This is a genomic window from Bosea sp. F3-2, assembly GCF_008253865.1.
In the GTDB taxonomy this organism is placed as follows: domain Bacteria; phylum Pseudomonadota; class Alphaproteobacteria; order Rhizobiales; family Beijerinckiaceae; genus Allobosea.
In genome coordinates, this window is the sequence record NZ_CP042331.1 from 999,558 (window position 1) to 1,025,041 (window position 25,484).

A 25,484-nucleotide genomic window follows, 5' to 3' on the forward strand; every position below is an offset into this window, starting at 1 on the left:
CGCCGCTTCTTCACGTGGTTCCTAACGGAATACATGGGCGTCTCCCAAATGGTGGATATACTCTACGATTAATACTCCTTTTGCTACCGGGGCGGCGGGTGGGAAGTACCGACCAAAAAGAAGAATGCGTTAGCTGGCCGATTGAAGAGTGGCCCAAAAGAGCCCACGCATGGCTCGATGCGTTACAAGGGGCTCAACGGCCGGTGTCGCTACAAGACGCACGCTTAGGACGCGCTCTTGGAACGGGAAGGATTCAAGACACCGTTCATTCGCTCACCACTAAGGAACGCGATCGTATCGAGGTTCTGTGGGGACGAGCGTTCGGCGGTTCGTCGGGACTTGCTGATTTCCTCCGCGAAGCAACGACCTCTGATGAGCCAGGTCAAACTGCCTATGCGATACCGACGCCAACCCTGGAAGCGTCGCTGCTGCTGCCACTGGAACGCGCCCGCACGGCACTTGAAACAGTCGGAGGACAAGCGAGCCCGCTCGCGATGCGGCCACTAATCCGCCCTTCCATGCGGTCGCTCGCGGCGATCGGCAGGCCGTGGTTGGGAGCCGCGGAGCCTATGATCCAACTCGCTGCGGCGGGAGTGGGCGCGCTAGACTTGAACTTGGCACGCCAACTCATCGGTCCGCCAGATGTCGCGGAGTGGCTAGCTCAATGCGAGTGTGGTCACGCCAACGATGATCATCCCTATGCGCGCATGCTGGATTTTGAAGCAATAGTCGCGGCCGCTCTGGGACGCGGCAACGAGGATCTACTGTGGCTCAGCGACAGAATGCACGCGCTGCACCACGCCTCGTTCCATCTCGTGGCCGCCAACGACAAAGAACTCGAAAAGGAGTCTGGTCCGGGAGGCCGGCGGCTTCACCAACTTCTCGCTTCGCCTGCGCTAATGCGCCTTTTTGGATTCGCGCGCGATATGCTTCTCGATCTTCCTCCCGTGCAAGCTAAGGGTGAGACCGCGGTCCGCTGCGAGTTGCTTCCGCAAGCCGGAGATATGTCCCAGAAGCACGTTGCGACGATTTTGGACTTGGAGGCCGCATCGTTCTTCCCCGCCGTCCCAAATGACTGGGGACGCGTCCTGAAGGATCCGACAACTGCTCCATGGGGAAAGTCTGGACTGCGCGTGCTCTCGCCGAAAGGGCACCCTCACGCTCATGCGTGCTCGATAGAGCCGACGCTTTGTGTGGAATCGGATCATCAGTGCCAGGCAAATGGTCGGCCAACGCGCCTGATCACTGGTCCACTATCGCTCTACCCCCCGGAGAAGTCAGATCCCGGGACCGCTGATAATGCGATGGTTTATGCGACGGACCTTCGAGCCCCCTCGCGTCTCCTCATTGGCATCGACACCGCGAACAAAAAAACGTCCTGGTTTCCCACCTCGGTCCGGACGGTGAGCTTTCTCGACCCTTGGCTTAAAGCGGCCGATGCGAACTGGCCCCAGGCAGCGCTTCGGACCTTAACGCCAAGCTGGCTGACAGACCTCGAGAGAGATGCTGCCGGCGTAGCTGCCAAAATCCAATATCAAATGCAGGCGGGCGAGAATGCGCCTTTGCATCCCACCTACGACAAGCGGATAGCGGCATACAATGGCGACGATTTGGGCGGCGCACCCAACGAACTACCCGCAGCACCTCCTGTCGGACAGACCGCCCCTTGGAAGGTCGCCAGGGTGGAGCTCAAGCAAGCCGAAGACATTCTCGTTGGACAACGCGTTAAGGTAGCCTCGGCGGCAGAGCTGTGCCCGCTGATGTTCGGCTGGACATATCGATTGGCGCTTGACGATCGAACCATCGGCGGTGGCGGGCCGACACTCGATCACGCTCGCCAAGTGCTATCAGACCACGAAAGCCCGTTACCGTGGCCGCCATACGATAAGCCAGGCTTCCGCTACCTGCGCCACGAACCTATTGCAAAACCAATTGTTCTTTTAGCTCCCGGAACCAAACGCGAAGGCTCGCTGGAGCACAAGCTGCAAACGTCCGAGCGCATGATTATCGTTCGAGCAGCAAATCCACAGCCGGATGATGCGCGCAGCCTCAACCGAACATCGCGCATTCTTCTCGTTCCTGCAGTCGCATGCGCTTCGGCGGCGCGACATGATGTCTTTGACGCAGCAGTGGAACAGACGTTTATCCGAGTTCGAAATAAGCAGAACAAGTGGGCAAATGTGCCCGTGAAGATCCCTCGGCAGGGCTTGCGAGACGCCTACATCGAGGGTGACGAAGCGATAGTCGCAAACAGCAAGGGTGTTAAGCTTCCAACCCGATTCCGCGTTCGTGGGCAACGAGAGAAGCGCGAAATCCGCTGCACGCCCTATTATCCCGATCCGGCGGCCGCCATACTTGTCGTGCGTCTTGTTCATCCAGAACACGGGGGGTGGCTCGATGACCCCCCTTTGCTCATACGAGTTCGCCAGCCCATTGAGTCCAAAGCGCCAGATTCCTGGCCCGATGTGCTACCGGTCCGCATCGACTTGATGGCCGTCCCCAAAAGTGAAACTCGCCGACTGAGCGATGGTGGCTGGGACAAGGCATCCTCTTCTCCGGCCGCTCCCTCCGTCGATCTCCGTGTTGTCACCGTTAAGCTCGCGCCGGGTGAAACGGTGAGATTGCGCGCTTGGTTGGTCCCAGATGCCGCGGACCTCGCTGCCTGGTTCGACGCGGTAGATAAGGCGGCAACGCTTGCGCAGGCAGAAGGCCACGCTTGCGGAAGCAATGGCGCGACTGCTCCTCTGATTGGCCTTGTTTCCCTCCTTGGCGACCGGGCATGTGCCGATCGATCGGGGCTAGATGCCGTAGCCGCCTCGTTCCATTTACACATGAGAGCCGAGCCACTAGCGGAAATCGCCGATACGCTGGATCTCGATCTCATTTACGCCAGCGACAAGTCAAACTTTGCCCCGGAGTTCCTGGCCGGGTCAGCAGGATTTGCTCGCCCAAGTACTTTGGATCAGCCGGAACTTGCACGCTTCCTTAACGAGAGCGGTCCCGCCAGCGAGTGGCAGTTGGGAGATGCCGCGGAGGACGGAGCAACTGCGGTAGTGCCTGGGGGAACCATCACTTTTGACCCAGCAACGACCCACGAAATCATTATTGAGGCTGAGCTCGTTGCACCGGGGAACAGCACCCTCGATCTGGAACCAAGAGTGCTTCCGCCCCAGCTCGCGCCTTTCGCTCCGGAGTCATTACCTTTTAATCTCACCGCCGAAGATACGGCCCATTTTGGCTGGGATGATGGTTCGAAACCAGTTCCTACGTCGACAAGCGGGGCGCCGCTCCAACCCCGCTGGGTGGAGCTTCTCAAAATCTCGAATATACCTTTACCGCCCGACGCCCGAGCTGGTCTCCGCGAGTTGCGCCTTGAAACCGTGATGTCGGCTGTCGATGCGACGTTTGCCGGGGCCGCAATAGCCTTCACAACCATACTGAGCCAGTCACAAGCTCGGCGAGCTCGGCTCCGGGCACGATCCCTACCGCGTCACTCAGCTTTGATTACCTCTCCTAACAAAGCGGATGCCCCGGCCCCAGCAGATCGATCTGTGTCGGGCAAACCAACTGAGCTGCTTTGGATACCGTCGACGTCGCGACCAGCACCTGTCGCGGTCAAAGATGTGCTGCCGGAGTTTAAATGGCCGAAGCTTGTCAGGCGCCAGAGCGGCGCCCGCCTGACAATTGAAGGCGAACGTACGTCCAGTCTGCGACTGTGGCTGCACCGTCCCTGGTTCTCCAGCGGCGAAGATGAGCGTCTCGGGATTGTACTCTGGCCACCCCCAACGCTGAGTCTAGTGGACGGAGAGGCTGCTACCTTCGTTCCAAACGACAAATCACTACACGGACTTCACGAGGCTGACTTAGGTCCGTTAGGAGGCTTCGTCTCAGTTTGGGGATATGATCCTCTCGGCGCCGGCCCGGCGCCAGCGAACCCGCAGCAGTCAGACGCCGGCCGCGACTGGCGCAGCATTTTCCTAGACAACTCGCATATCGATCTAGGGACAGGCTCGCGGTTCCACCCCCATCTTCTTATGCCTGTGCCAGGTCAATTTGACGTCGAAAGCCTCACCATGCGGGAGACCATGGCGGCGGTGTCGGTTCTAAGCGCACCTGCAAAGTTCGCCCATGATCTGCCAGCAGTGACCGGCATAGGGCCAAGCGTCTACGCTGACCTCAACATGCTCCTGCCCACAGCGCACGACACGATATTCAAGTTGGGACTCGTTCGCCTGCAAGAACACGCGCGCAAGGACCACCGCGGTGCGCCACGAGCGAACAACAGGGCTGGCATACGCCTCTCCGCGCCGACCACCGTCCAGGGCCGCATCCCGCCCCCGCGTCAGTTCAGTGTCAATGTGACGCCGATCGATGCGCGGCATGGGGCGGCCGGAACGGCAAAGATGATCAGCGTGATGCTCTCCGGTCCACGCCCAGCGATAGACGGAGGTGCAAAACAACGACGAGTTCGAATTGCCGTTCGCGAGCGGCGTGGCGGCGACGAGTTCCCTATTATCGACGATTCAGGGCGCGATTGCACAAGCCTATGGGTCGGAGGAGATGCGTACCACGGCATCGACTATCGCGTATCCGGGAGCGAGGAACGATGGACTGCCACTTTCCGTGTCGCAGATGACATCCTGCAGAAGTCTCGGAACGTCGTGGCCTCCATTGAAGAGGAGGCTTGGCTGCCCCCCTCCAGCGGCGGCGTCCCAACGGTCGCCTTACCCCGCTTCTCGGTGACCGTAGCACTGCACGAGACTTGAACCTGTTACTTCACATTCTGGAGTCTGAGAACTACTAAAATCTCAGATTGGCAAGCGGAGGATGCGATGGCAAATTCTCTATTGAGCATCTCGAATATTTCTCGCGCTATCAAATTCGTCCCCACTATGTTATTACTATTATCTGGTGCTGCCTCTGCCGATGTGGCGTCGGTCCATTTATTGTGTTCAACTAATGCGACAGGCGTCGACGGCAAGAATGAGACATTCGCTCTAAACATTATATCTAACGAAGGAAGATTTAATTCGAGTGGCGCCTCGGTGTTGGGAGCCGCCAATGGAACCTGGAAGACGGACGCAAGCGGGACCGCATTGTTTCCGGCTCTTCAGAAAGATTCCGTGCGCATGAACGGGTTTTGGCCATCCAAAGCCTCCGAACGCGATATGGTCACCAATAATCGTGCCGACACGACTGGAAAGACGTTCCGGTGTCAGGTCGACAGTGTTGTTAAGGGCGTCTGGCCATTCTGATGGCCTGAGCCGACAGAGCACAGATCCGCCGTTTCTCTGTAGCAGGGCGTCGGCGAGAGCCGTTGCGTCGCGCTCAAACTCGGCCAAACCTGACGAACCTGTCAGCCTGATCCCGCATTGTGACGTCGCTGGTCTCGAAGCGTCTGGAGGATGGCGAGTTCCGCTGACTCAAGATAGAGGACGGAGCCCTACGGCTGGCGTCGGCCCAGCTTCAGGCCCTGTTCGAAGGACTGGATTGGCGCCGGGTCGAACGCAGCGGGAGGCGGCGCCGGTCGCCGCGAGCTCAAAGCGCTCGCAAGCATCTGACCCAATATGGTTGAAAACGGCCTCATGGCCTGGCTCCCGTCAGAGCTTCCCCGTGACCCCGAGACGCTTCAGGCGACGCTGATCGCGCGAGAAGCGAAGATCATGGAGCCGTGGCTGCGTGAAAAGCTCAGACTAATCAGCCAGAAGACGAAACTCGCCGAGGCGATCGTTTGGGCCCTGGCTCACGCTGTAGAAGACACGAATTTCTCCCATTCGCGGCTTCGTTGCTCTGCGGGCAATTGGATCGGTTTGATGTATTTTTTGTACGCCTCGATAACCTTCGGATTTTGCAGGATGGCTGGATCGACGCGCTGGCCGCGCTTCATCGGCCCGAGCGCTCCTAAGGATCCGAGCGTCACAATGGCTTGATTGAGCCCGTCGCATGTCTGGTAGCAAGCTGCGTTGCTTCCGACCACCTTCTGGCCCGATGCGATAACCCGGTTCACGTAGGCGTAGAAGGTGAGAACCTTGAGTTTGTCGGACTTGTTCGAGCCTTGTACGTAGCCGACAGTCGTTAGCGTGATGTCGATGCCGCTGTCGAGAAGCTGCTTCGCCAAGTCCTTCGCGCAAGTTGCTTGGCAGCTGCTATAGGCAGCAATATCCGCCTCTAGGCTAGCGTTGTCGATTTTCTCGGCTTGAGCGCGAGCTCCCGGCGACAATCCGAGACTTAAGCCAACGACAGCCACCGCGAGAAAATATCGCATAGCCCCTGCCCCTGCTTCCCTGAAGGCATGATAGGCGGACAAATTGCACCGTCAATAGATTGCATTTGACCTCGCCACTACTGGGGTGGGTTTCATATCAGGCCGCGGCCCACTGAGCCTTGGCGCGGTTCTTGTAGAAATCCTGGATCTTGTTGGCCTTCCAGGCATCGAGGCGACGCTCCTGGATCTCGCGCGCGACGTGTTCCTTGATGGTAAGCGTCGTCCTCAGGCCACGTCGCTGAGAGTGGGGTGTGCCGGATAGGCCCAGGGCAGCAGTTCATCGATGCGGCTATTCGGATGACCGTTGACGATCCTGGTCATGATGTCGGCGAGATAGGCGTGCGGCTCGACGCCGTTGAGCTTCGCGGTTTCGACGAGCGAGGCGATGACGGCCCAATGCTCTGCGCCGCCGTCGGAGCCGGCGAAGAGTGCGTTCTTGCGGGTTAGGGCCAGCGGCCGGATCGAGCGCTCGACGGTGTTGGAGTCGATCTCGACGCGGCCGTCATCGAGGAAGAGGCTCAAGCCCTCCCAGCGCGAGAGCGCGTAGCGGATAGCCTCGGCGAGCTTCGTCTTCTGGCTGATCAGGCTGAGCTTCTCCCGCAGCCATGGCTCCATGGCCTCGAGGATCGGTCTGCTTTTTTCCTGGCGCGCGGCTCGGCGTTCATCGGCGTCGAGGCCACGGATCGCGGCCTCGACGCGATAGAGCTCGGCGATGCGCTGGAGGGCTTCGCTGGCGATCGGCGCGGGGCCGGCCTGGGCGAGTTCGTAGAAGCGCCGCCGCACATGGGACCAGCAGAGGGCCAGGCGAACCTCGCCGCGTTCGGCCAGCACCTTGTAGCCACCATAGCCGTCGACCTGGAGGATGCCGCCGAAGCCGGCGAGATGAGCGATCGGTCGTTCCGCCTTGCGGTCGGGAGCATAGACATAGACGACGCCGGGCGGGTCGACGCCGCCCCAGGGCCGGTCATCGCGGGCATAAGCCCAGAGCTGGCCCGTCTTCGTCCGGCCCCGGCCAGGATCGAGCACGGGCGCGGTCGTCTCGTCGGCGAACAGCTTGGGCGAGGCTTTCAGCACCGCCAGCATCCGTTGATGCACGGGCCGCAGCAGGAAGGCCGCGCGCCCGACCCAGTCGGCCAGCGTCGAGCGGTCGAGCGCGACGCCCTGGCGCGCATAGATCTGGGCCTGACGGTAAAGCGGCAGATGATCAGCGTATTTCGAGACGAGCACCTGGGCCACTGTCGCCTCGGTCGGGATGCCGCCCTCGATCAGCCGGGCCGGTGCCGGCGCCTGCACCACGATGCCCTCGCAGGACCGGCAGGCGTATTTCGGCCGGCGCAGCACGAGCACGCGGAACTGGGTCGGCACGATGTCGAGGCGCTCAGCCACATCCTCTCCGATGCGATGGAGCTTGGCGGCACAGCAGGGGCAGATGTTGCGCTCGATATCGACCACCGTCTCGATCCGCGGCAGATGCGCCGGCAGCGCGCCGCGGTTCGCGCGGCGCTGGCGCGCCCGGGCCGCCTTCTCGGCTGGCACTGTCTCCTCAGACGCCGCGAACCCGGCGGCTTCGACCTGCTCGACCTCTTCCAGCCCCAGCAGAAGCTGATCCTCGGGCAGGCTCTCGGCCCGGCGACCGAAGCGATGCCGCTGCAGTTCCTTGATGATCTGGCGTAGACGCGCAATCTCCGCTTCCCGTGCGATCAGCATCGCCTGAAGCGTCTCGGGGTCACGGGGAAGCTCTGGCGGGAGCGAGGCCATGACGCGGATTCAATCATATTCGTCAGATGCTTGCGAGTTCTTTCAGCTCGCGGCGACCGGTGTCGCCGTCCGCTGCGGTTCATGGACCCGGCGCCAGTCCAGCCCTTCGAACAGGGCCTGAAGCTGGGCCGCCGTCAGCCGCAGGGCTCCGTCCTCGATCTTGGGCCAGCGGAACTCGCCATCCTCCAGACGCTTCGAGACGAGCACCACGCCGGTTCCGTCCCAGAACACCAGCTTCACCCGGTCCGGGCGCTTGGCGCGGAACACGTAGATCGTGCCGGAGAACGGATCGGCGCCCATCGTCTCGCGCACCAGCGCGGCCAGGCCCTCGGCGCCCTTTCGGAAGTCGACCGGCTTCGTCGCGACCATGACGCGGACCGCGCCGGTCGGGCCGATCACGACCCAGCCTTCAACGCGCCGAGCACCGCCGCGATCGTGGCCGGGGAGGCCCCGTTCTCGATCGTCACCCTGACGCCGGCGACGTCGATCTCGATGGCCGCCGCGCGGCGCTGCCGAGCGCGCCGTGATGTGGGCGCCGGCCGCTGCGGTGTAACTGCAGGTTCCGGCGCGACCACCGCCGACACGAACGCTGGCACCGCATCTGCGGCCTTGCGGATCTCGCGGCGCCAGGTGAACAGTTGCTGCGGCGACAAGGCATGGCGGCGGGCGACGGCGCTCACCGTCGCCCCAGGCTCGAAGCTCTCCGCCACGATCCGCGCCTTGTCCTCGGCAGACCAGTCCCGCCGGCGCCCCGCGCCGGTGAAGACCTCAAACCGCCGAACCGGATCGTCGATCTCGGCGCTGGTTTTAAGCGTAAGCTCTGAAATCGTCATATGTCCAAGCCCTCCAGGCTCGGAACATCAACGTTCAAATCCCCGCACGAAAGGTGGGGCCAGGATGACGCTTACCCTTGATGTGGCGCTCCCGAGCGGCGGCACGGGCTGCCGCGGCCCTCTTGAGGCCGCAGCGGTGGCTGATAGCCTTGAGCTGAGCGGGCGACCGGGCGATCTTCGTCTCAACGGTGTTGGTCATGGGAGTTCTTTCGGGACGCTTGGCTCTCAAGCAAATTCAAAGGCTTAGTCGCAGGCCATAGTTGAGTGCATGCCACCGACGTCATCAGCCGCAAGTCACAGGCCATCTCCGCAAGAAAGCAGAAGCGATGCGACTGATAGATGTTCCGGCAGAGCAATGTCGACCGCGGGGAGGGCACGAGCATGCCCTCGGAATCGATTGGATCGAAGACGGCTGACTGCCCCCTCTTGACTGTATGGTTTCAGCTGAACACCCCTTGGTATCACGAGTGCCCGGCCTTAGAGCCTTCTGGGACGGGCTCTCAGAGACAGGCTTCTACGCCTTATCGGGCGGCCGCACTCGCACCTAGCCAGGTCAACCCCTTGAACGGCTTTCGCTCACGCAACTTTCCGTTTTCAAAGAGCTCATGGTTCGCAATCTGAAGATTCCGAACCGGAAGGAACGTGACATCGCAATTGTAAGTCGAGCTTTGACCGCGAATCGGAATGTTAGCGGCAGGTACCGTGGCTGGCTCGCAGGTGGCCTGATCGATGAATTGCCCGAAGGAATGCGTCTGCTTCCCCCTAAAGGTGATGGTGGGCGTTTCCAGACGACTGGGTGTCGATAGGATAAGGCAGCCAGGCGAAGACCATGCATCGATCTCCTTCCTAAGCTCGTGAATCTCTTCTTCGGCACCCAATTTGGAGGAGCCGGGCTCAGAGACCTCCTTCGTGATACTGTAGCGCAAGATCCGCCCATCAGATACGATGGGCTCAACAATAAATCTGACCTTCATCCACTGACCGATCCGTCCATCCCCCTGCCTGAAGTTGCTGATTCCATAAAATTGCGTCTTGGGCAGCTGGATGGGCGGGCTCACACAGCTCGCTTCGAACTTAAGTGGAAGGTCGGTGTCCAATACTGAGGACGGTGGCGTGACATAACCTGCAAGTTTGCCGCAACTAGACTTCGAGCTAGGCCGCGTCGTCGGATAAATGCATTCTTCAATGTCGAGCCGCAGAGCATCGCGCACACGCTGAATTTGATCGCGCGCCGATACCAGCAAGGGGTGATCTCGCACATTGATGTCGTATTGAGTTGGATCCGAAGTAATATCGTTCAGTGTGTCGAGCTTTGAGTTGAGTGCAATGAGCTTATTGGACGCCGCATCGACCTGCGCGCTACTCGCATCCAATGGCATGTGAGGATACGGCGACACGACTATGTATAGAACCGCGGCTTTTGGATTCTTCTCGACCTGAGCTCTGAAGCCTTGAACTTCGCTTGCGAACGTATCGAGGTTATAGGCTGCCGTGTCGCCGCCTCCTGCCTTCCTGCCCTGAATCCTCAAATAGCTGTGCTTGCTGAGTTGCTCCTTCGTAGTCCTTACATCGCCAGATCCGGACATTGCCGACGACGCGGCCCTAACGTTAGCTTCGAACTGCTCTTTCCGCGCCTCATCACGCTCGGTCGCCTGAAGAGCCATGATCAGTTCGCCGCCGTATATAATTGTGCTCACAAAGTGAGTTCCGCATTCGCGCCGGAATTGCGGGGCCTTCACTTTCGGCGAATTGTAGCCAGGGAGGATGTCACCGACTGTGGAGCCGATCTCGACTGTCGAGATGACATGCCGAATAAGCATCGTAGTGTCGTTCCGCGAAATGCTGACTGAACGCGCGAAGCTCATGCGCGCAGATGCGCTCATGACCGCAAACTTTGCCTGTCCGCTTGCGCTGGCAACCAAGGTCGAAATTAGCTGTTCCTTGCTGTCAATCCTCTCGAGATGAATGCCATCATGTAAGCCAGTGCCAAGTATCCTCGTTTCGGGAAGCGCTGTGCTGCTGATGCAGGTGCGACGAACCAGATCACCGCGTGCCGCATCATATCCCATGCCGATCGAGGCCCCATTTAGCCATGGAATATGGACGTCTGCCGCTTTAATACTCAACGGCACCAGAAGAGCTCCCATCGCAGTAAATCCGAGAGCTATCCCTTTGAACAGTAACGACATGTCGATTACCCATCACATCGGTGGAGCTCTTAGGGGCTGCAGACCACCGCGCCAGCTCGGGCGGAACAGGTGATTGCCTGGCTCTTACTGAGCGATAAAGCCGGGTCCCAATCGGAGCGGTCCTCTGCCTTGGGGCGCCCACAGCAGGGCATCGCGGCACGGGAATTGAAGAGGTAGAATGCCCGCAGCTCTCCCGCCTGCAGTCCGTTCCTGGAAATGCTCTCATCGTCTTCGGTCCATTCAAGGACGATCAGATCGCCATTCCTCTTCACTGTCATTAGGCTGATGACGTCAGGCGCGCGGTCGACAGCTGCCACGCAGGAATCCGCCTTGTCGAGCAACGCGACGGCCCTCGCAGGAAAGCCGCTTTTAGCCAGTGCGGCCTTCTTCGCAGCTAGTTTCGCCGGAAATCTGGGATCACCGGTGCAGAAGTCCGGTCCGCAGGCGCATTGCGCCCAGGAAACTCCTTGAGCGGCGGCTAGCATGAAACCTGCGAGAAATGCGCGACCGTACGTCCTCATCGCCGCAATCCCCCAGTCAGGGCCACGCAAACAAAGATCAGCACACTAGGGAATATTGAGGCAAAGCCTCACAAATTGCAACTACCTCAGGACAGTTCTGATAGAGATGACGAGGGTCGAATTCTTGCAGGTGCTTGCAAGCAGCCATACGCTTGGACCCAAATTTTCGGTGACCTGGGAAATCTCGTTACAAGTCGGGTTGCGCAGGGTGCGACCGATCATTTCTAATGCAAATGGCGGAGTGTAAGCGCCCCTTATCGTACGCACACTCCAGATCCGCCCCCCCCCGAGCAGCTTTGACCGTCACAGCACAGCGCATAATGTGGCGTATTAGACACCTTGTCATATTGCGTTTAGCAAGCTTACTTCCGTGGCGCGAGTCTATAATGCCGTTCTGGAAGACGGCAATACTGTCTCACAGGCCTATGCCTGGGCCTTAGGTGAAATTTTTTACATCTCCGCATGGGGCGGAGCCTCTCCTCATCAACCTCCGTTTCGGAGAGCTTCGATGCGGATAAGGACATTACGGACTTGGCTAGAGGACCACGGCCCGCCCCTCGAGCTTTTGATGCCGCGCGCGGCTAGCTCCTGGCCGATGGAGCGAAGCGAGTATGGCCAGCGGCCTCAATCGTACGAATGGTAGGGATGAGGTCACGCGCCCGCTGGTCGGCAAGAGATCTCTGCGCGGCTCTGGCGCGCTCACAATCGGCAGAAGTGCCTGCCCTGCCCCTGAACCCGCCTAAACGCGTCCCGCGAGCCTTGGCGGCGGCTAGAGCGGCTTTGGTGCGGGCAGAGATGGCATGAGCTTCGTGCTCGGCCACGGCCGCGGGGATGTGGATGGTGAGCTTATTCGCGGTCGGGAGGTCGCAGGCTACGAAATCGACCCTGCTTTCCATAAGGGCGGACACGAAGGCGACGTTACGCGCCAGACGGTCGAGCTTGGCGATCACGAGGGCCGCTTTGTACAGCCGGCACGCCGCGAGCGCGGCTGCTAGCTGGGGAAAAGCAATCAAATCGCCTCATGATCGACTGGAGCGTCACTCGCGGCGCCGTCCTTATTTCGGGGTCCCGAACCGGTCTGGGTTCAACCAGATCGTCCCCTTTCGATCTCGGAAAGTTCTCCCTGCCGAGCTCGTTGGCATTTCGCTTTCAGGCGGCGGTCGCTGCCGTTTCGGGATGAAATTCGACAATTCGGACGCTGCGCGAGCGTCCGCGATTTCGAGTAGAACTACGCCATTGATCTACCGGATCAGCGTCAGATCGCTTGGCTTCGTCCTGAGCCATGCTTCAGCGAGCAATTGGGGCTATTCTTACGGTATTGCGAAGCGCATTATTCCGAGCGCGATACACGGCATAATCGGGTCGGCATATTCCTTCCTTCAACCCACTGATATCACGAACAAACCCCGGCACTCTGGTTTTATAACTTGGGTTCGACGACGGGTTGCTCGTAAGGCTCACTTCGCAATGTTTCTGATGCCGGACCTGTGAGTGGAACGATAGTTTGCCTTTTTGACGCATCAGCTCACCGCAAATGACGCAACTGTGAGTGAAACCAAAGTTCGCCTTTTTGACGCATCCGCGCGCCGCAAATGACGCATCAGCCTGCCGCAGTCGCAATGGCGCTAGACCTCAATACAGGCGCCTACAAGAAAGCCCGGCTTCGGCCGGGCTTTGAATTTCCAGATATGATCCGGACTAGTAGCCGGAGAATGCGGAAGGTAACTGCCATCCTGTCAGCCGGACGCTGATCGAGCGCGACTTTAGCGGCAGCGATCTTACGGTAGCCGACTGCATTGGGATGGAGCGGCCAGGCCGCGGAGATGGATGTCGCGACGTACGACAATTAATCTCAGCCGAATTTTATGTTCCTATTATGTTCCATTTTTGCCGTGACCTGATAGGCTTTCGCAGAGTCGGCGGTCGAGGGTTTCGAGTGTGCCTGTTGCGATTTTTCTCATGACGATTTCGCTCGGCGACCGTTGTCTCACCAAGTCGCGAGCCATGGGACGCATCGATGGCTGACATTTTGGATCCCGAAGCACGCAGCGTTCGCATGCGGTCAGTTCGGCGACAGCATACCACGCCGGAGCTGGTGGTCCGTAAGGTGGCGCACGCGATGGGCTTACGGTTTCGACTGCATCGTGACGACTTGCCCGGCACGCCCGATCTCGTCTTTCCGAAGCATCGGACGGTCGTCTTCGTGCACGGCTGTTTTTGGCATCGCCATGCCGATTGCCGGAAGGCGACGACGCCGAAGACCAACACCGATTTCTGGGCCAAAAAATTCAAGCGGAACCAAGAACGCGACGCTGAGAAAGTCGCAGAACTCGACGCGCTTGAATGGCGTGTCATCGTGATCTGGGAATGCCAGACCCGCCGTCCGGAGGAAATTGCGATTGCGCTCGCGCGGGCTTTTGACTTTCACGGTCCTCGGCGCGAAATGCTTGCAAATGACTAACGCTCTTCCCGCTGATTCTGCCACGCAATTCTCGGGTTCTGTCGAGACGCCGAGTTGCACCTACGCGTTCGAAGGGTCAGGACGCGTGGTGCGCCATGTGAGAGCGGGTGGTTGCACTTATCGCTCCGACATAAGCGGCTCGAGCCTAGCCGACGACGCTACCGCCGCGTTCGACGCCGCATGGCTGCGTTCCAAAGAATGGCCGGTCGTGCATCGGCCATTGGGGAAGCTCGTCGTTGCGGACCTATTCTGCGGATCGGGCGGGCTAACGCTTGGGGCCTGGGAAGCCGCGCGCGCGATGCAGCTCGAATTTCAATCGGTCCTGGCGGCGGACAATGACGAAGACGCGATGTCCGTCTATCGACGAAATTTCGCGCCGCGCGCGTCGTTCGTGGCACCGTTGGAAGAGCTCGTCGACGGCGACGTCGGATCAGCTTTGTCAACGGGCGAAAGAGCGATTCTGAAGGGAATACCGGCGGTCGACGTATTGCTCGCAGGACCGCCATGCCAAGGGCACTCCGACCTCAACAACTTCACGCGCCGCAACGACCCGCGGAACGAATTGATCTCGAAGGTCGTTCGCTTCGCCGAGATCGCCACGCCGACGCACATCGTGATCGAGAACGTCCAGGGAGTTCGTCACGACACCGGCGGCGTGTTCCAGAGGTCGATCTCGCAACTAGAGGCGATGAAGTACGAGGTCAGCAGCTTCCTTCTTGAAGGCGATGAAATCGGACTGGCTCAACGGCGGCGGCGCTGCTTCCTGGTCGCGTCGAGGTCTGGTCCGTCTTCAAGCGACCGAATCTACAAGCTCGCTTCGGCGAGGGCTAAGACGTTCGACTGGGCGTGTGCCGATCTTGAAGGAATCGACGGGCGTTCGGTCTTCGACACAGCGGCCAAGGTCTTTCCGGAAAACCAACGCCGAATGGACTTCCTCGTTGAGAACGACCTGTACGATCTTCCCGACGAAGAGCGGCCTGACTGTCATCGACTTAAACATCACGCATATAAGTCGGTCTACGGAAGGCTGTGGGCAGATCGGCCGTCTCCGACCATCACCACCGGCTTCGGTTCGCCGGGACAGGGCCGATACACGCACCCGCGCGTCGCGCGGACGATCACGCCTCACGAGGCGGCGCGCCTCCAACACATTCCCGACTTCTTCAACTTTGGCCTCTCGAAGCGGAAGCGCCTGCAAAAGCTGATCGGCAATTCCGTTCCCTCCAAACTCGCCTACGCCGTGGTATTGGACCTCTTGGTACATGAATGAGTATCGAGAAAGGAATGAGGGGGCGGTCTTGCGCGTAGCCAGTCTGTTCAGCGGGATTGGCGGTTTTGAACTCGGGTTCAGGGACGCGGGGATGACCCCCGCACTGTTCTGCGACGTCGATCCGGACGCGAAGGCCGTGATCACGGCGGCGTGGCCGGAGGTTCCGTTCTGCGACGACATCCGCGAGCTCCGATCGCTTCCCCAGGTGGAGGTGGTGACCGCCGGGTTCCCCTGTCAGGATCTCAGCCAGGCTGGAAGGAAGACGGGAATTTCCGGCGGCCGATCCGGGCTCGTAGATCATCTCTTCCGCTTGCTAGAGACGGCCTCTCCCGATCTTAAGTGGGTCGTCGTCGAGAACGTCCCTTACATGCTTGGCCTCGACAAGGGGTTCGCCATGCGGAGCCTCATCGAGCGCTTTGAGGCGCTGGGGTATCGCTGGGCGTACCGCGTGGTGGATTCCCGAGCTTTCGGCATTCCGCAGCGTCGCCCTCGCGTGCTGCTGGTCGCTTCAAGAGTCGGATTCCCGGCGCACGTCCTCGACGGAGAGGCGAACGAAGTGCCGATCGACGAAAAGCCTGCGGTCATCGACGACGAAGCGGCATACGGCTTCTATTGGACGGAGGGCAATCGCGGCCTCGGCTGGGTCAAGCACGGCGTCCCGCCTATCAAGGGCGGCTCGGGGCTTGGCATTCCTTCACCTCCGGCCGTCTGGATGGTGCCGACGGGCGAGTTGGGCAAGCCCACCATCACGGATGCCGAGCGACTTCAAGGATTTCCCGCAGGCTGGACGGAGCCCGTGATGTCGCGAAGTGGGACGCGTGTTGGCGCGCGTTGGAAGCTCGTCGGGAACGCCGTCAACGTCGCGACTGCTCGATGGCTCGGGCGAAGATTGTCCCGCCCATTGTCCGCGGTAGACGACGCCCGACTCGGCCACTTCGACGCTGGTAAGAGGTGGCCTAACGCCGCGATGGGCGAAAGAGGCAGTCGCGCGAAACTGAACTTATCGCCTTGGCCGGAACGACGAGAGCCGGTGGCTATCCGCGACTTCCTCTCCGAGCCGCTGGTGCCGCTATCGCATAAGGCCGCGCTTGGCTTTCTTAATCGAGCGCTGACGACGCCGAAACTCGTCTACTCGGACGCCTTTCTCGATTTCCTACGCGCATATTGCGGATTGGAGGCCAGCTACGATCCTCCGATACGCCTCAAGATAGCGAGTTGACGAGCCGACGCTCCCGCCCCTTCTCCGGAACCCGAACCGTGACCGACACCTCGCCGCCCGAACCGCACACGTCGACTGATCCGGAAGTTCTTTGGGCCGCCGCGCAGGCATGTGCAAAAAACGACGACCGAAGCGACGGAGCGGAGCTTCGGGAGGAAGTCGCCGAGGCGGTCTCCGATCTGGCCGGTGCAGGGCGCAAACTCACCGTGTATGTGACCAAGACTAACCATTCAGGCTATCGAAATCAGGTCTGGCAAGGCCAAGGAAACTCGCGCCGCAACGACGTCATGGTACTCATAAACACCTCCGGGAACGAGGCTGGAGTCTGCGACGAGGCCAAGGCGCGCCTGAACCCGGCTCGCAAGAACGGATTCGACGCAGTGGTCGTGTGCGAACCTGCGGACGACGGCTTCGAAGTACGAGCGGTTGTCGAATATCCCAGCGGATCGCTCGGCCGAGACCTTCGAGCCGAGCTGCGGTCGGATCTCGACCTGCGGACGGTCCGTGATCCCGCGATCGCGTCTTCACTCAAGCCGATCTTTCCCGCGGAACCCGAAGATTCCTCGGCCGACGAGCGAGTCTTCGTCGATGCGCTCAGCGCCCACCTGCTAGAGGCGAAGAACGTTATCCTCGCTGGTCCTCCGGGCACCGGGAAGACCCATCTTGCATTGGAAGCCGTGTCCATCCTCGCCGAAGGAGACATGAATGGCTGTAGATTAGAGAACATTTTGTCGGGCCGACCGGTTTCCGAGGTTGCGCTGTCGGAGGTCGGGGCGCCGCCGGTCGTCTGGGAGATCGTCCAGTTCCACCCGTCCTACGGGTACGAGGAATTCATTCGCGGGCTCCGCACCGACCCCGATTCTAAGGGGTTCAACCTCAAGAGCTTCGACGGTATCTTGCCGATCATGGCGCAAGTCGGAGCAAGACGAGGCGACAAGCCAACTGTTCTAATCATCGATGAAATCAACCGATCGAACCTCTCGCTCGCGCTCGGCGAAGCCATATTCGCGATCGATCCCAACCATCGTGGACGACCGGTGAAGTTACAGTACGCCGCGTCCGATGGTGGAGGCGACGCGCTGGTCGTGCCGCCGGCCTTGTACATCCTCGCGACGATGAACACCGCAGATCGATCAATTGCGATGATGGACTTTGCGGTGCGGCGGCGGTTTCGCTTATTGTCGATGCGGCCGTCTCGCTCGATCCTGGAGGAGTTTTACGGCCATGGACGAGCGAGGGCCGACCTCGCGTGGATCATTCTCAACACCATCAATAAGTCGATATCGGATCCCGACTATCACGTCGGGCAGTCCTACGTGATGGCTGGCGCAGATCTCTCGGACGAGGCTTGGGCTCGGGACCTGTCGCGGAAAATCATTCAGGAGGTGCGACCGCTACTTGTGGAATACGCGCACGAGAACATATCGAGCGGCGCCGTTGTGCTCGCGGCGGCCGGCGTCGACCTAGATCTGATGCACTGCTCGGCGCAGGAGCTAGCTTTCTCCTTGCTAAACATGGTCTCGCCGGATGCGTAAGGACGAAATTCTGAGCATCATCTCTAGGGTAGCGAACGTGCCGCTCGGCGAGATCGTGTCGAAGGAACGCGAAGGCCGACAGATCAAAGCGAACGCCCTGTTCGAAGGGAGCTCAAGTCCCAACAGTCCGCGCGTTTCGGTTGGCGTCTTCTTCGCCACCAAGTCTCCGGAGCTCGCCGTCGAGGGCGCGATACGCCGCATGGCGCTCGACGTCTCGTATCCCGAGGCGATCGTCGCGCTCTTCGATGTCGAGGGCGAGCAGCGTGCCAAGGTCTTCGGCTACGGCGACAGCGTTGTAGCTAAGAATTTGGCTACGGCGTTATCGGTCGATCTGGAGGTCATCGCGCGGCCCGCTGTCTCGGTAAGCAAGTCGGCGACGGGGATCGACGCGTCGGCGCTACGCGAAGCGCTTGAGACATCCCCGAACGTCATCCTGCAAGGCCCCCCCGGGACGGGCAAGACCAGCGTCGCCATCGAGTTAGCTCGCGCCATGGTCGAGACCGTGGAAGGCCTTACGCTCGATCGATGCAGGTACGGAGCCTTGGTCGATGGTGCGCGTGGGAAGGTCTCGGAAGACGACACAGCGCTGAGCGTCCCGTTGGTGTGGGAGATCGCCCAGATGCATCCGAGCTATGGTTACGACGATCTGGTGCGCCGCGTGCGTCCCACGTCCGAAGACGGCGACTTGCAGTTCGTCGTCGAAGACGGTCTCCTAATCAAGCTGTGCGCATTGGCGGAGGCACGAGGGCCGGACGCTCCAGTGCTGCTGATCCTCGACGAGATAAACCGCTGTAATCTCGCAGCGACGCTTGGGGAGTTCATCTTCGCGATAGATCCGGGTCACAGATCCCAGCCTGTGAGGCTACAATATCAGGGCGCAGGGTTGAGGCCATCAGTCGCCGTTCCGCCGAACCTCTGGATTGTCGGAACAATGAACACGGCGGATCGCTCGATCGCCTTGGTCGACCATGCGGTCAGGAGGCGTTTCCGTTTCGTCGACGTCCCGGCCGACATCAACGCGATCGACGGTTGGTACGTTTCGGATGCGACAATGCGGGAGGTGGCACGCGAACTCTTCCTCGCGGCCAATGACGGCGTCGATCCGCCGATGATGATCGGTCATTCGGCCTTTCTGGTTGATTCCTCGTCCTCGAAGGAATGGCCTGCGAAACTGGCTCGGCAGATCGTTTACAATGTGATGCCGACGTTGGCGGAGTATGAGCGAGAAGGGTTGAGACCGAGCGCCGGCATCGCCTGGATGGGAGCCGACTTCGACGGCTTCGCGCCCGTGACATGCGAACGAGCACTCAGGCGCGCGATTGCAGCGCGAACGGCCGATGGCGCCCATTGACGTCCTGGTGGCCGCCGGTGCGGCCCAGCCCGGACCGCCCGGATATTCAGCGGTAATCGAACGTTTCGAGCACCAGACGAGCGTGCACGATCTGCCGATCGACCTATCTACACGAGAGATCGTTGATCTGTACGCCGCGTTGAACGCACAGTCCCTGCAAGGCATCATCAAGGTTTCAATAGTTCACCGATCCGACGGCCGACCTCAACTGCGGATCGTTACGGACCGGCGCGTTGGTTTCGGCTCTGTCGGGCGCGGCGCTGATCGCCTGTTCGTCCGGGTGCGGCCGAAGATCGATACGCAGCGGTTTCTCGAACTGGCGTTCATCGCGGGAGTGCTCCCCAAATTCGACCTCCAGACCGACGTGTCCGTTGCCGACTTTGCGGACGTCCTTCGCTGGATGCTCGAACTCTTCGTCGGCTCGATGGAGAAGATGATCGCGACGGGCGGGCTGCGGCCGACGCACGAGCGGGTGAACCGCGTTCTTAGTAATCGCATTCGTGGCAAGCTGTCGATTCCGGGTTTCATGGCGAGCTTGGCTAAAGGGCGACCGGACCAGATTCCTTGCGAGTTCTCGGCGCTCGTGCTCGACAATGCGGCGAACCGCCTCCTCAAATGGGCACTGGCGGCGACCACGAAAATGTCGCGAGAACTCCATGACGACGCTCTCGTCCAGGCCAGGCTCGCTTTGATCGAACGCCATTTTCGCGACGTGTCGCTCGTCCGACCATCGAGAACGTCTCTTGAGCGGGACACGGTCCTGCCACCTAATCAACGACACTATGCCGGTGTAGTCCGCATTGCCAAAATGCTCCTGCTGAACTTCCATGTCGACAGTTCGCCTGGATTCTTGCCGTCACTTTCCCTGTCGATGAACATGCACGAGATATACGAACGTTCGTTCTGGAATCTCGTAGCGCGACACGAGACAGATGCTCATTCGAAGCCGGCTTGGAGGCTTGGATTCAACCCGCTCGAAGGTCGAGCCTCGCAACTGTCAGTCCAATTCGAGCCCGACATCTTTGTCCGCGGATCCACCGGACGGCATCCAATGGTGATCGACACGAAGTGGAAGAACGCAGTCCAGCCGTACCAGACAGAAAGCATGGTGCGGCCATCGACATCCGACATTTATCAGGTTGCGACCTATGCGAGCACCGTTCTGCGCGACCAGAGCACGACGAAGAAATGCCTCGCGGTACTAATGTACCCGTCGCTCGTCGACTGTACGCCGATGGAGCATCGGATTGCCGTCGGCGACTTCGAAACCGTCATCGTAGTAATGGGCTGGAATGTTTCTCGGCCGCCTCACGAAGAGATCAAAGCGATATGGGCGCGGCTGGAATCGCTTCGTTCGATCGAGCCGGCGATCATTGTTCCGCCGAAAGACGAAGGTCCCGTACGCGGGACCATGGTCGACGTCGCACGATAGTGCTCGCGGCGGCGATTTTCGATTCCACGGCCCATACGTTCTGATAAATCCCTTGAGGTCCGAGAGTTTCTCGCTGAGACGCTGCCACTGCGAGATTTAGGCTGCCGGTAACCATCTTCCCGGAACGCCTCCGGACACGCCCGAAGAAAACGGCGATTGGATCTCGCGGCTCGGCGGGAGCCTGATCGCCACTCGGCGTCAGGTGAAATCCCTCAGCCGCAAACATTCAAAGCGCCGCGGCAAACGCCGCGGAATATTCAGGCCGACGCTCGGGAAATCTTTCGAGCGAACGCGGAGATTTGCCATGGACCTTATGCCTCCAACGACGTCGAATGAACTCAACATCGCTAGACTACCAGAACCCGATGGCCAGCTCGACGACATTCTCGATGCCCGATTGCTCGCGGAGCCCAGGATTCACGATTTCCACCGGAGCGTCCGAGAGGATTCAGTCCTCCTATCTTCCGATGCCCCGCCGGGTTCGATCGCGCGTATCGCCCGATTGATCGATCGCGTTCTCACCGTCGTCGCCGTACCCGGCGGCCCGGATGATCTCCCCGCTCTTCGACGATCCCTGCGAGACCATTGGAAGCGCAAGAATGTCGTTGTGGTCAGCGAGTGCTGGCTCCGGCGCCGACCTCACCTCGACGGCTCCGCCCTGATTGCTGACAGCGCTCGATATCCGGTTTCCCCGCTGGCATACGTCCGGATTGCGGAACACCTGACGGATCATGGCGGCAGCTCATACCTGAGCGATTGCGCCGGTCACCTGCCCAGAAGCCAGGACCCCGTTCGAGCAGTTCTTTCTCTTGCTGCCACCAAGGCAACATCGATCGACATCACCCGGCCAATCGGTCCGTGGACGCGAGTGTTCCTACCGCCGTCACGCTGAAGGCATCTCCCCCAATATCTGGACCACTGTCCTCGTCCAGGAACGCCTTTCTCCTTCTTCCTCAACCCAAACAACGTCGATCTCCGCATTGCCGGGACCGCGCGCGATGGAGCACGCCCATGATCTATCCTTTCGTCGATCGGCGCCCCGTGTCCGAACTTGCCCCTGAAACCGAACGTCTGCGCAGCCTGCTGGCCGACCTTGAGCGGATACAGATAGGGCACCATCCCGATGGGATAGAACTGGCCGGCGCACCGACGATCGAGCATTGGAGCCTTGCCGAGCGCCGCACGGTGGCTCTGGTCGGCAAAGTGAATGGCCACCCCACGATCCCGAATGGCCGCTCCGCTTGCACATCGGATCTCTGGTTCATTGCTCCAGCGTTGGGATATGCGCGTACGCTCAATCGGTTCTACGCTTTGGGAGAACGGCACCATCTCTCCGACCGGTGGGATTTCCGATGAGCCCGCGTTCCGAAAAGCGCGGGCCGGGCAGGACCGCAGTTGACCGCGACGCCAGCACGGTCGTGGCCAAGTCTCTGATCACGCGGGCGCTCCGTCGCGCCAATACCTACCATCTCCTGCACGGCCAGCCCGGAATCGTCGCGTTGGTGGTTCCAGAGGCCGATGCCGACATCTATGTCGACGTGGCGCACAGCATGCTGAAGCGTAGCCTAAAGCCCTTCCATCCCGACGATTTCGAGGTGGTCCGCTGGACCGGAAAGCCGCCGAAGGCGGGGTTCCGATCGGAAGACGAGGCGCTTAAGGCACTGCTGCCGAAGACCGAGAGGATATTCGGCATCGCGTGCCGGACCGACGACATCCCCTCTCTCTTCCGCAACGTAGCCGACGCAATCATTGAGGTAGACTCTGTCGATCTGCGAGCCCTGCAAGGCGTCTTCGGTGCGATCCTAGGTCATGTTCCAGCGAAACATGACCTCGCGCCGGTGGTAGGAGCGCCACTCCACCTGCTTGGTGCGGCAATCAAAAGCGGTCGCAATCCGGGTTGGGCTTTGAGAAGGTTGCGGGGGTTCACGACTGCCGCTTCCGAGCCTACTCCCCAGAAATCACTGTCCGGGCCGTCCCTTTCCGACCTCCACGGGTATGGGGAGGCTGCGGCGTGGGGACATGCCCTCGCGATCGACATAGCAGACTACCGCGCGGGAAAAATCACCTGGGCCGATGTAGACCGAGGCATTGTCCTGAGCGGCCCCCCGGGTGTGGGCAAGACAATTTATGCGAGAGCTCTGGCGAATACGTGCAGCGTCCGGATCTTCGTGCATTCGTTGGCCCGATGGCAGAGCAAGGGCTACCTCAGTGATTTAATCAAAGCGATGCGAGCTGCATTCGACGAGGCCAAGAAGAATGCGCCGTGCATCCTTTTCCTCGACGAGCTCGATGCTTTCGGTGATCGAGAACAGCTCTCTGGTCACAACGAGAATTATTGTCGCGAAGTGATCAACGCGCTTCTCGAATGCCTGGACGGAGCAGAGTCGCGCGAGGGCGTAGTCGTCGTTGGCGCAACCAATCTGCTCCACAAGATCGACGCGGCGATCCTTCGACCCGGTCGGTTGGACAAGCATATTCGCGTTCCGTTGCCGGACACCGCAGCACGCATCGGTATCCTTCGTCACTATCTCGGTGACGCGTTTCCCGAAACCGCCCTCTCCGATATCGCGGGACGGCTCGAGGGGGCGACCGGGGCAGCGATTGAGCAACTCGTGCGCAATGCCAGGAGATCGGCGCGAGCGGCACGCCGCGCCCTTCTCGTCGAGGATGTCGTCGCAAGCCTGCCGGAGCGTATCCGCCTCTCGGAGGCTGCTTTTCGGCGCGCATCGGTGCACGAGGCCGGACATGCCGTGGTCGGCCACGTGCTACGCGAGGAGACCGGCAGCGTTCCGACGGCGGCTCGTCTTTTCCGCGAGGTCCTGCCGGACGGATCGGGCGGCCGGACCGACTTCGACCATGAACTCGGTGCCGACCGAACCCGGGCATTCTATCTGGCTCAGATCACCACGCTGCTGGCCGGACTGGCCGCCGAAGAGGTCGTCTTCGGCAACCATGGCGGTGGAGGTGGTGGAGGAGACCAGAGCGACTTGCACGTCGCGACGGTCTTGGCCGCGAGCATGGAGACGTCGCTCGGCCTGGGGCAGAGCCTCACCTACCGGTCGTCAAACCGTCCCGCGGAAATCATGGCGTCGGTCCGCGCCGATCCCGAACTCCGCCGGCGCGTCGGCGCTCGTCTCGAGGATCGCTTTCGACGCGCCCGGGACATCGTCGGCGGTCATCGCCCAGCCTTGGACTGGATAGCCAGCGCCCTGCGCGACAGCGGTCGCGTAACAACCGAGGACATCGAAAGCGCGCTGACGCGCTCAGCGATCCCGGCTGATCGATCGCATTCGCCGGACCTTCTCAAGGCCGCATCAACCATAGGCATCCCCGACGGGAAATGAGGCGAAATTGATTCCCAAAGGGATCTAGACCCGCATCGTGGGAGGCTTTACGGAGCGTGTCTCTCACGGTGTCGGTTGATGCCGCATGGGATACGTTACCTCTTCCGGCCCCGCCGTGAAGAATTCGCCAACCGAGCCGCTTCTTGCGAACCGGCCGCAGCCAGAGGAGGCAACAAGATGTCGAACGCATTCGCCCGCGCCCCTCTCGGCGCCAAGCACAACACGCTCCTCGTCATATCGGCCTGACGCCACCGGACCACGGTCCGTTTCGTCAGTTCCACCGCAGGCGTTCGCTCGCCTGCGGCGGTCAGCCCTCGACGCGTGCCGACGCGTCGGGACGATGGAGGTTGTCATGAGCGCCAGGCAGAGAAAACTGAAACGCATCACCGACGAGCGCCGCGGCGTGGTCAGCGCGGGACGGAGCTTGTCCATATAGCGCTTCGCTTGGCGCGGTCCGTCCCCTTGCGTCGGCATCGGGAGATCTCCGCGGATACAACCATGTCTCCACCTTCCCTGATCGGCGCCCTGCCCCGAAGAAGCACGGTGCGTCGATTGGCGAGTTCACCGATGCCTTCCGGGGCACCACCCACATCTTCGAAAGCGAGCCCGAGCTGTCCGTGCTGACCCTTCTCCTTTCGCTGCCGGGCGTCGGGAAGGTCCGCGAGCAGGTTTCCGTCCGCTATGGGTGGCACGGAATCGTGCGGACCTACACGATCGACGTCGTCGTCAGGCTTCGCAACGGTCGCCGCGTCGCCTATGCGGTGAAGCGGTCCGAGCGGGAATTGCTGCGTGACGACACGATCGCGATCATCGAGGCGATCGCGGCCGAGCACGGTGCCCGGGTTGCCGACGAGTATCGGACGGTGACCTACGAGACGCTGGACCCGGTCGCACTCGAGAACGCGAAGCTCATCCTTGCTTGCGGCCGGGATCACGACAGCGCCGGGCAGAGGCTGGTCAGGGAGATCCTCGCCGATCTCGGTCAGACGGTGTCGCTGCGGGAGATCGCCGAAGCCAGCGGGCTTGGCGGTCGCGGTGTCCGAGCGGCCATTGCGCTGATCCAGTCGGGCATCCTGATGCCCCCGCGCGGCCAGCATCTGGCGCTCGATCTCCCGCTGGAGAATCGCGGCATTCCGGGGTCAGCAACCGGTAACCACTCTCGTTAGCGAGATCTCCAATCCTTGGACGGGAAGTTGGCGGCCTCGCCGTCCCGTCCCAGCAAGGGCAAGCAATGCAGCCGACAAGTTACCGGCTCGGTCGACACGATCGGATCAAGATTTCGGGCGCCGCCTTTCGGCCGGTTCAC

Annotated in this window: 17 protein-coding genes and 1 pseudogene; 10 read left to right on the forward strand and 8 right to left on the reverse strand. The window is 60.8% G+C overall.

Annotated elements, in window-relative coordinates:
- Nucleotides 1-98: 98 nt before the first annotated feature.
- Nucleotides 99-4,766 carry a hypothetical protein gene (locus FQV39_RS04580; RefSeq protein WP_149129228.1) on the forward strand — a complete coding sequence of 1,556 codons (4,668 nt, stop codon included), beginning with the start codon at nt 99-101 and terminating at the stop codon, nt 4,764-4,766.
- A 977-nt stretch (nt 4,767-5,743) separates the two neighbouring features.
- On the opposite strand, the gene FQV39_RS33030 is transcribed toward FQV39_RS04580, so the two are convergent.
- The 7 genes and pseudogenes from FQV39_RS33030 to FQV39_RS34320 all read right to left on the reverse strand — a co-directional run bounded on the left by FQV39_RS33030 (nt 5,744) and on the right by FQV39_RS34320 (nt 12,516).
- The gene (locus FQV39_RS33030) at nt 5,744-6,265 is read right to left on the reverse strand and encodes a hypothetical protein (protein WP_187640171.1); all 522 of its coding nucleotides are present in this window, start codon (nt 6,263-6,265) and stop codon (nt 5,744-5,746) included.
- A 225-nt stretch (nt 6,266-6,490) separates the two neighbouring features.
- Nucleotides 6,491-8,023, reverse strand: coding sequence for an IS66 family transposase (gene tnpC, locus FQV39_RS04590; protein ID WP_149129230.1), 1,533 nt, complete (start codon nt 8,021-8,023; stop codon nt 6,491-6,493).
- 42 nt (nt 8,024-8,065) lie between these two features.
- Complete coding sequence (gene tnpB / locus FQV39_RS04595; RefSeq protein WP_187640172.1) at nt 8,066-8,422, reverse strand: IS66 family insertion sequence element accessory protein TnpB; 357 nt, start codon at nt 8,420-8,422, stop codon at nt 8,066-8,068.
- Nucleotides 8,419-8,856 (reverse strand): IS66-like element accessory protein TnpA, encoded by a 438-nt coding sequence (tnpA, locus tag FQV39_RS04600; RefSeq protein WP_149129231.1) that lies wholly within the window; start codon nt 8,854-8,856, stop codon nt 8,419-8,421. The genes tnpB and tnpA overlap by 4 nt, the downstream gene beginning before the upstream one ends.
- Nucleotides 8,857-9,377: 521 nt before the next feature.
- Nucleotides 9,378-11,045, reverse strand: a complete 1,668-nt coding sequence (locus FQV39_RS04605) for a hypothetical protein (protein ID WP_149129232.1) — start codon at nt 11,043-11,045, stop codon at nt 9,378-9,380.
- A gap of 1,004 nt (nt 11,046-12,049) precedes the next feature.
- A pseudogene (locus tag FQV39_RS34315) lies at nt 12,050-12,166 on the reverse strand (hypothetical protein); the annotation flags it as partial.
- Nucleotides 12,148-12,516 (reverse strand): recombinase family protein, encoded by a 369-nt coding sequence (locus FQV39_RS34320; protein ID WP_472840672.1) that lies wholly within the window; start codon nt 12,514-12,516, stop codon nt 12,148-12,150. The pseudogene FQV39_RS34315 and the gene FQV39_RS34320, both read right to left, overlap by 19 nt.
- Nucleotides 12,517-13,583: 1,067 nt before the next feature.
- Between FQV39_RS34320 and FQV39_RS04620 the strand changes: the two genes are divergently transcribed.
- The 6 genes from FQV39_RS04620 to FQV39_RS04645 are packed head-to-tail and all read left to right on the forward strand — an operon-like array spanning nt 13,584 to nt 20,834.
- Nucleotides 13,584-14,027, forward strand: a complete 444-nt coding sequence (locus FQV39_RS04620; RefSeq protein ID WP_149129234.1) for a very short patch repair endonuclease — start codon at nt 13,584-13,586, stop codon at nt 14,025-14,027.
- Nucleotides 14,020-15,297, forward strand: a complete 1,278-nt coding sequence (locus FQV39_RS04625; protein WP_149129235.1) for a DNA cytosine methyltransferase — start codon at nt 14,020-14,022, stop codon at nt 15,295-15,297. The genes FQV39_RS04620 and FQV39_RS04625 overlap by 8 nt, the downstream gene beginning before the upstream one ends.
- Complete coding sequence (locus tag FQV39_RS04630) at nt 15,290-16,516, forward strand: DNA cytosine methyltransferase (protein ID WP_149129236.1); 1,227 nt, start codon at nt 15,290-15,292, stop codon at nt 16,514-16,516. The genes FQV39_RS04625 and FQV39_RS04630 overlap by 8 nt, the downstream gene beginning before the upstream one ends.
- A 38-nt stretch (nt 16,517-16,554) precedes the next feature.
- The gene (locus FQV39_RS04635) at nt 16,555-18,051 is read left to right on the forward strand and encodes an McrB family protein (protein ID WP_149129237.1); all 1,497 of its coding nucleotides are present in this window, start codon (nt 16,555-16,557) and stop codon (nt 18,049-18,051) included.
- Nucleotides 18,044-19,402, forward strand: coding sequence for an McrB family protein (locus FQV39_RS04640; protein ID WP_149129238.1), 1,359 nt, complete (start codon nt 18,044-18,046; stop codon nt 19,400-19,402). The genes FQV39_RS04635 and FQV39_RS04640 overlap by 8 nt, the downstream gene beginning before the upstream one ends.
- Nucleotides 19,389-20,834, forward strand: coding sequence for a 5-methylcytosine restriction system specificity protein McrC (locus FQV39_RS04645; protein WP_149129239.1), 1,446 nt, complete (start codon nt 19,389-19,391; stop codon nt 20,832-20,834). Before FQV39_RS04640 ends, FQV39_RS04645 begins: the two co-directional genes overlap by 14 nt.
- Nucleotides 20,835-21,291: 457 nt before the next feature.
- Here the strand turns inward: FQV39_RS04645 and FQV39_RS04650 are convergent, their stop codons facing one another.
- Nucleotides 21,292-21,567 carry a hypothetical protein gene (locus tag FQV39_RS04650; RefSeq protein ID WP_149129240.1) on the reverse strand — a complete coding sequence of 92 codons (276 nt, stop codon included), beginning with the start codon at nt 21,565-21,567 and terminating at the stop codon, nt 21,292-21,294.
- A gap of 278 nt (nt 21,568-21,845) precedes the next feature.
- Here FQV39_RS04650 and FQV39_RS04655 point away from each other — a divergent pair, with 278 nt between their 5' ends.
- From FQV39_RS04655 to FQV39_RS04665, 3 genes are all read left to right on the forward strand, one after another.
- Complete coding sequence (locus FQV39_RS04655; RefSeq protein WP_149129241.1) at nt 21,846-22,190, forward strand: DUF6634 family protein; 345 nt, start codon at nt 21,846-21,848, stop codon at nt 22,188-22,190.
- The gene (locus FQV39_RS04660) at nt 22,187-24,178 is read left to right on the forward strand and encodes an AAA family ATPase (protein WP_149129242.1); all 1,992 of its coding nucleotides are present in this window, start codon (nt 22,187-22,189) and stop codon (nt 24,176-24,178) included. The genes FQV39_RS04655 and FQV39_RS04660 overlap by 4 nt, the downstream gene beginning before the upstream one ends.
- 617 nt (nt 24,179-24,795) lie before the next feature.
- Nucleotides 24,796-25,344, forward strand: a complete 549-nt coding sequence (locus tag FQV39_RS04665) for a hypothetical protein (protein WP_149129243.1) — start codon at nt 24,796-24,798, stop codon at nt 25,342-25,344.
- The last annotated feature ends 140 nt before the right edge of the window (nt 25,345-25,484 follow it).

Excerpts from the sequence above, each read along its gene's own strand:
- FQV39_RS33030 (WP_187640171.1), bottom strand. The coding sequence starts at position 6,265 with ATGCGATATTTTCTCGCGGTGGCTGTCGTTGGCTTAAGTCTCGGATTG.
- tnpC (WP_149129230.1), bottom strand. The coding sequence starts at position 8,023 with ATGGCCTCGCTCCCGCCAGAGCTTCCCCGTGACCCCGAGACGCTTCAG.
- tnpA (WP_149129231.1), bottom strand. The coding sequence starts at position 8,856 with ATGACGATTTCAGAGCTTACGCTTAAAACCAGCGCCGAGATCGACGAT.
- FQV39_RS04605 (WP_149129232.1), bottom strand. The coding sequence starts at position 11,045 with ATGTCGTTACTGTTCAAAGGGATAGCTCTCGGATTTACTGCGATGGGA.
- FQV39_RS04620 (WP_149129234.1), top strand. The coding sequence starts at position 13,584 with ATGGCTGACATTTTGGATCCCGAAGCACGCAGCGTTCGCATGCGGTCA.
- FQV39_RS04625 (WP_149129235.1), top strand. The coding sequence starts at position 14,020 with ATGACTAACGCTCTTCCCGCTGATTCTGCCACGCAATTCTCGGGTTCT.
- FQV39_RS04630 (WP_149129236.1), top strand. The coding sequence starts at position 15,290 with ATGAATGAGTATCGAGAAAGGAATGAGGGGGCGGTCTTGCGCGTAGCC.
- FQV39_RS04640 (WP_149129238.1), top strand. The coding sequence starts at position 18,044 with ATGCGTAAGGACGAAATTCTGAGCATCATCTCTAGGGTAGCGAACGTG.
- FQV39_RS04645 (WP_149129239.1), top strand. The coding sequence starts at position 19,389 with ATGGCGCCCATTGACGTCCTGGTGGCCGCCGGTGCGGCCCAGCCCGGA.
- FQV39_RS04650 (WP_149129240.1), bottom strand. The coding sequence starts at position 21,567 with ATGATCCGTCAGGTGTTCCGCAATCCGGACGTATGCCAGCGGGGAAAC.
- FQV39_RS04655 (WP_149129241.1), top strand. The coding sequence starts at position 21,846 with ATGATCTATCCTTTCGTCGATCGGCGCCCCGTGTCCGAACTTGCCCCT.
- FQV39_RS04660 (WP_149129242.1), top strand. The coding sequence starts at position 22,187 with ATGAGCCCGCGTTCCGAAAAGCGCGGGCCGGGCAGGACCGCAGTTGAC.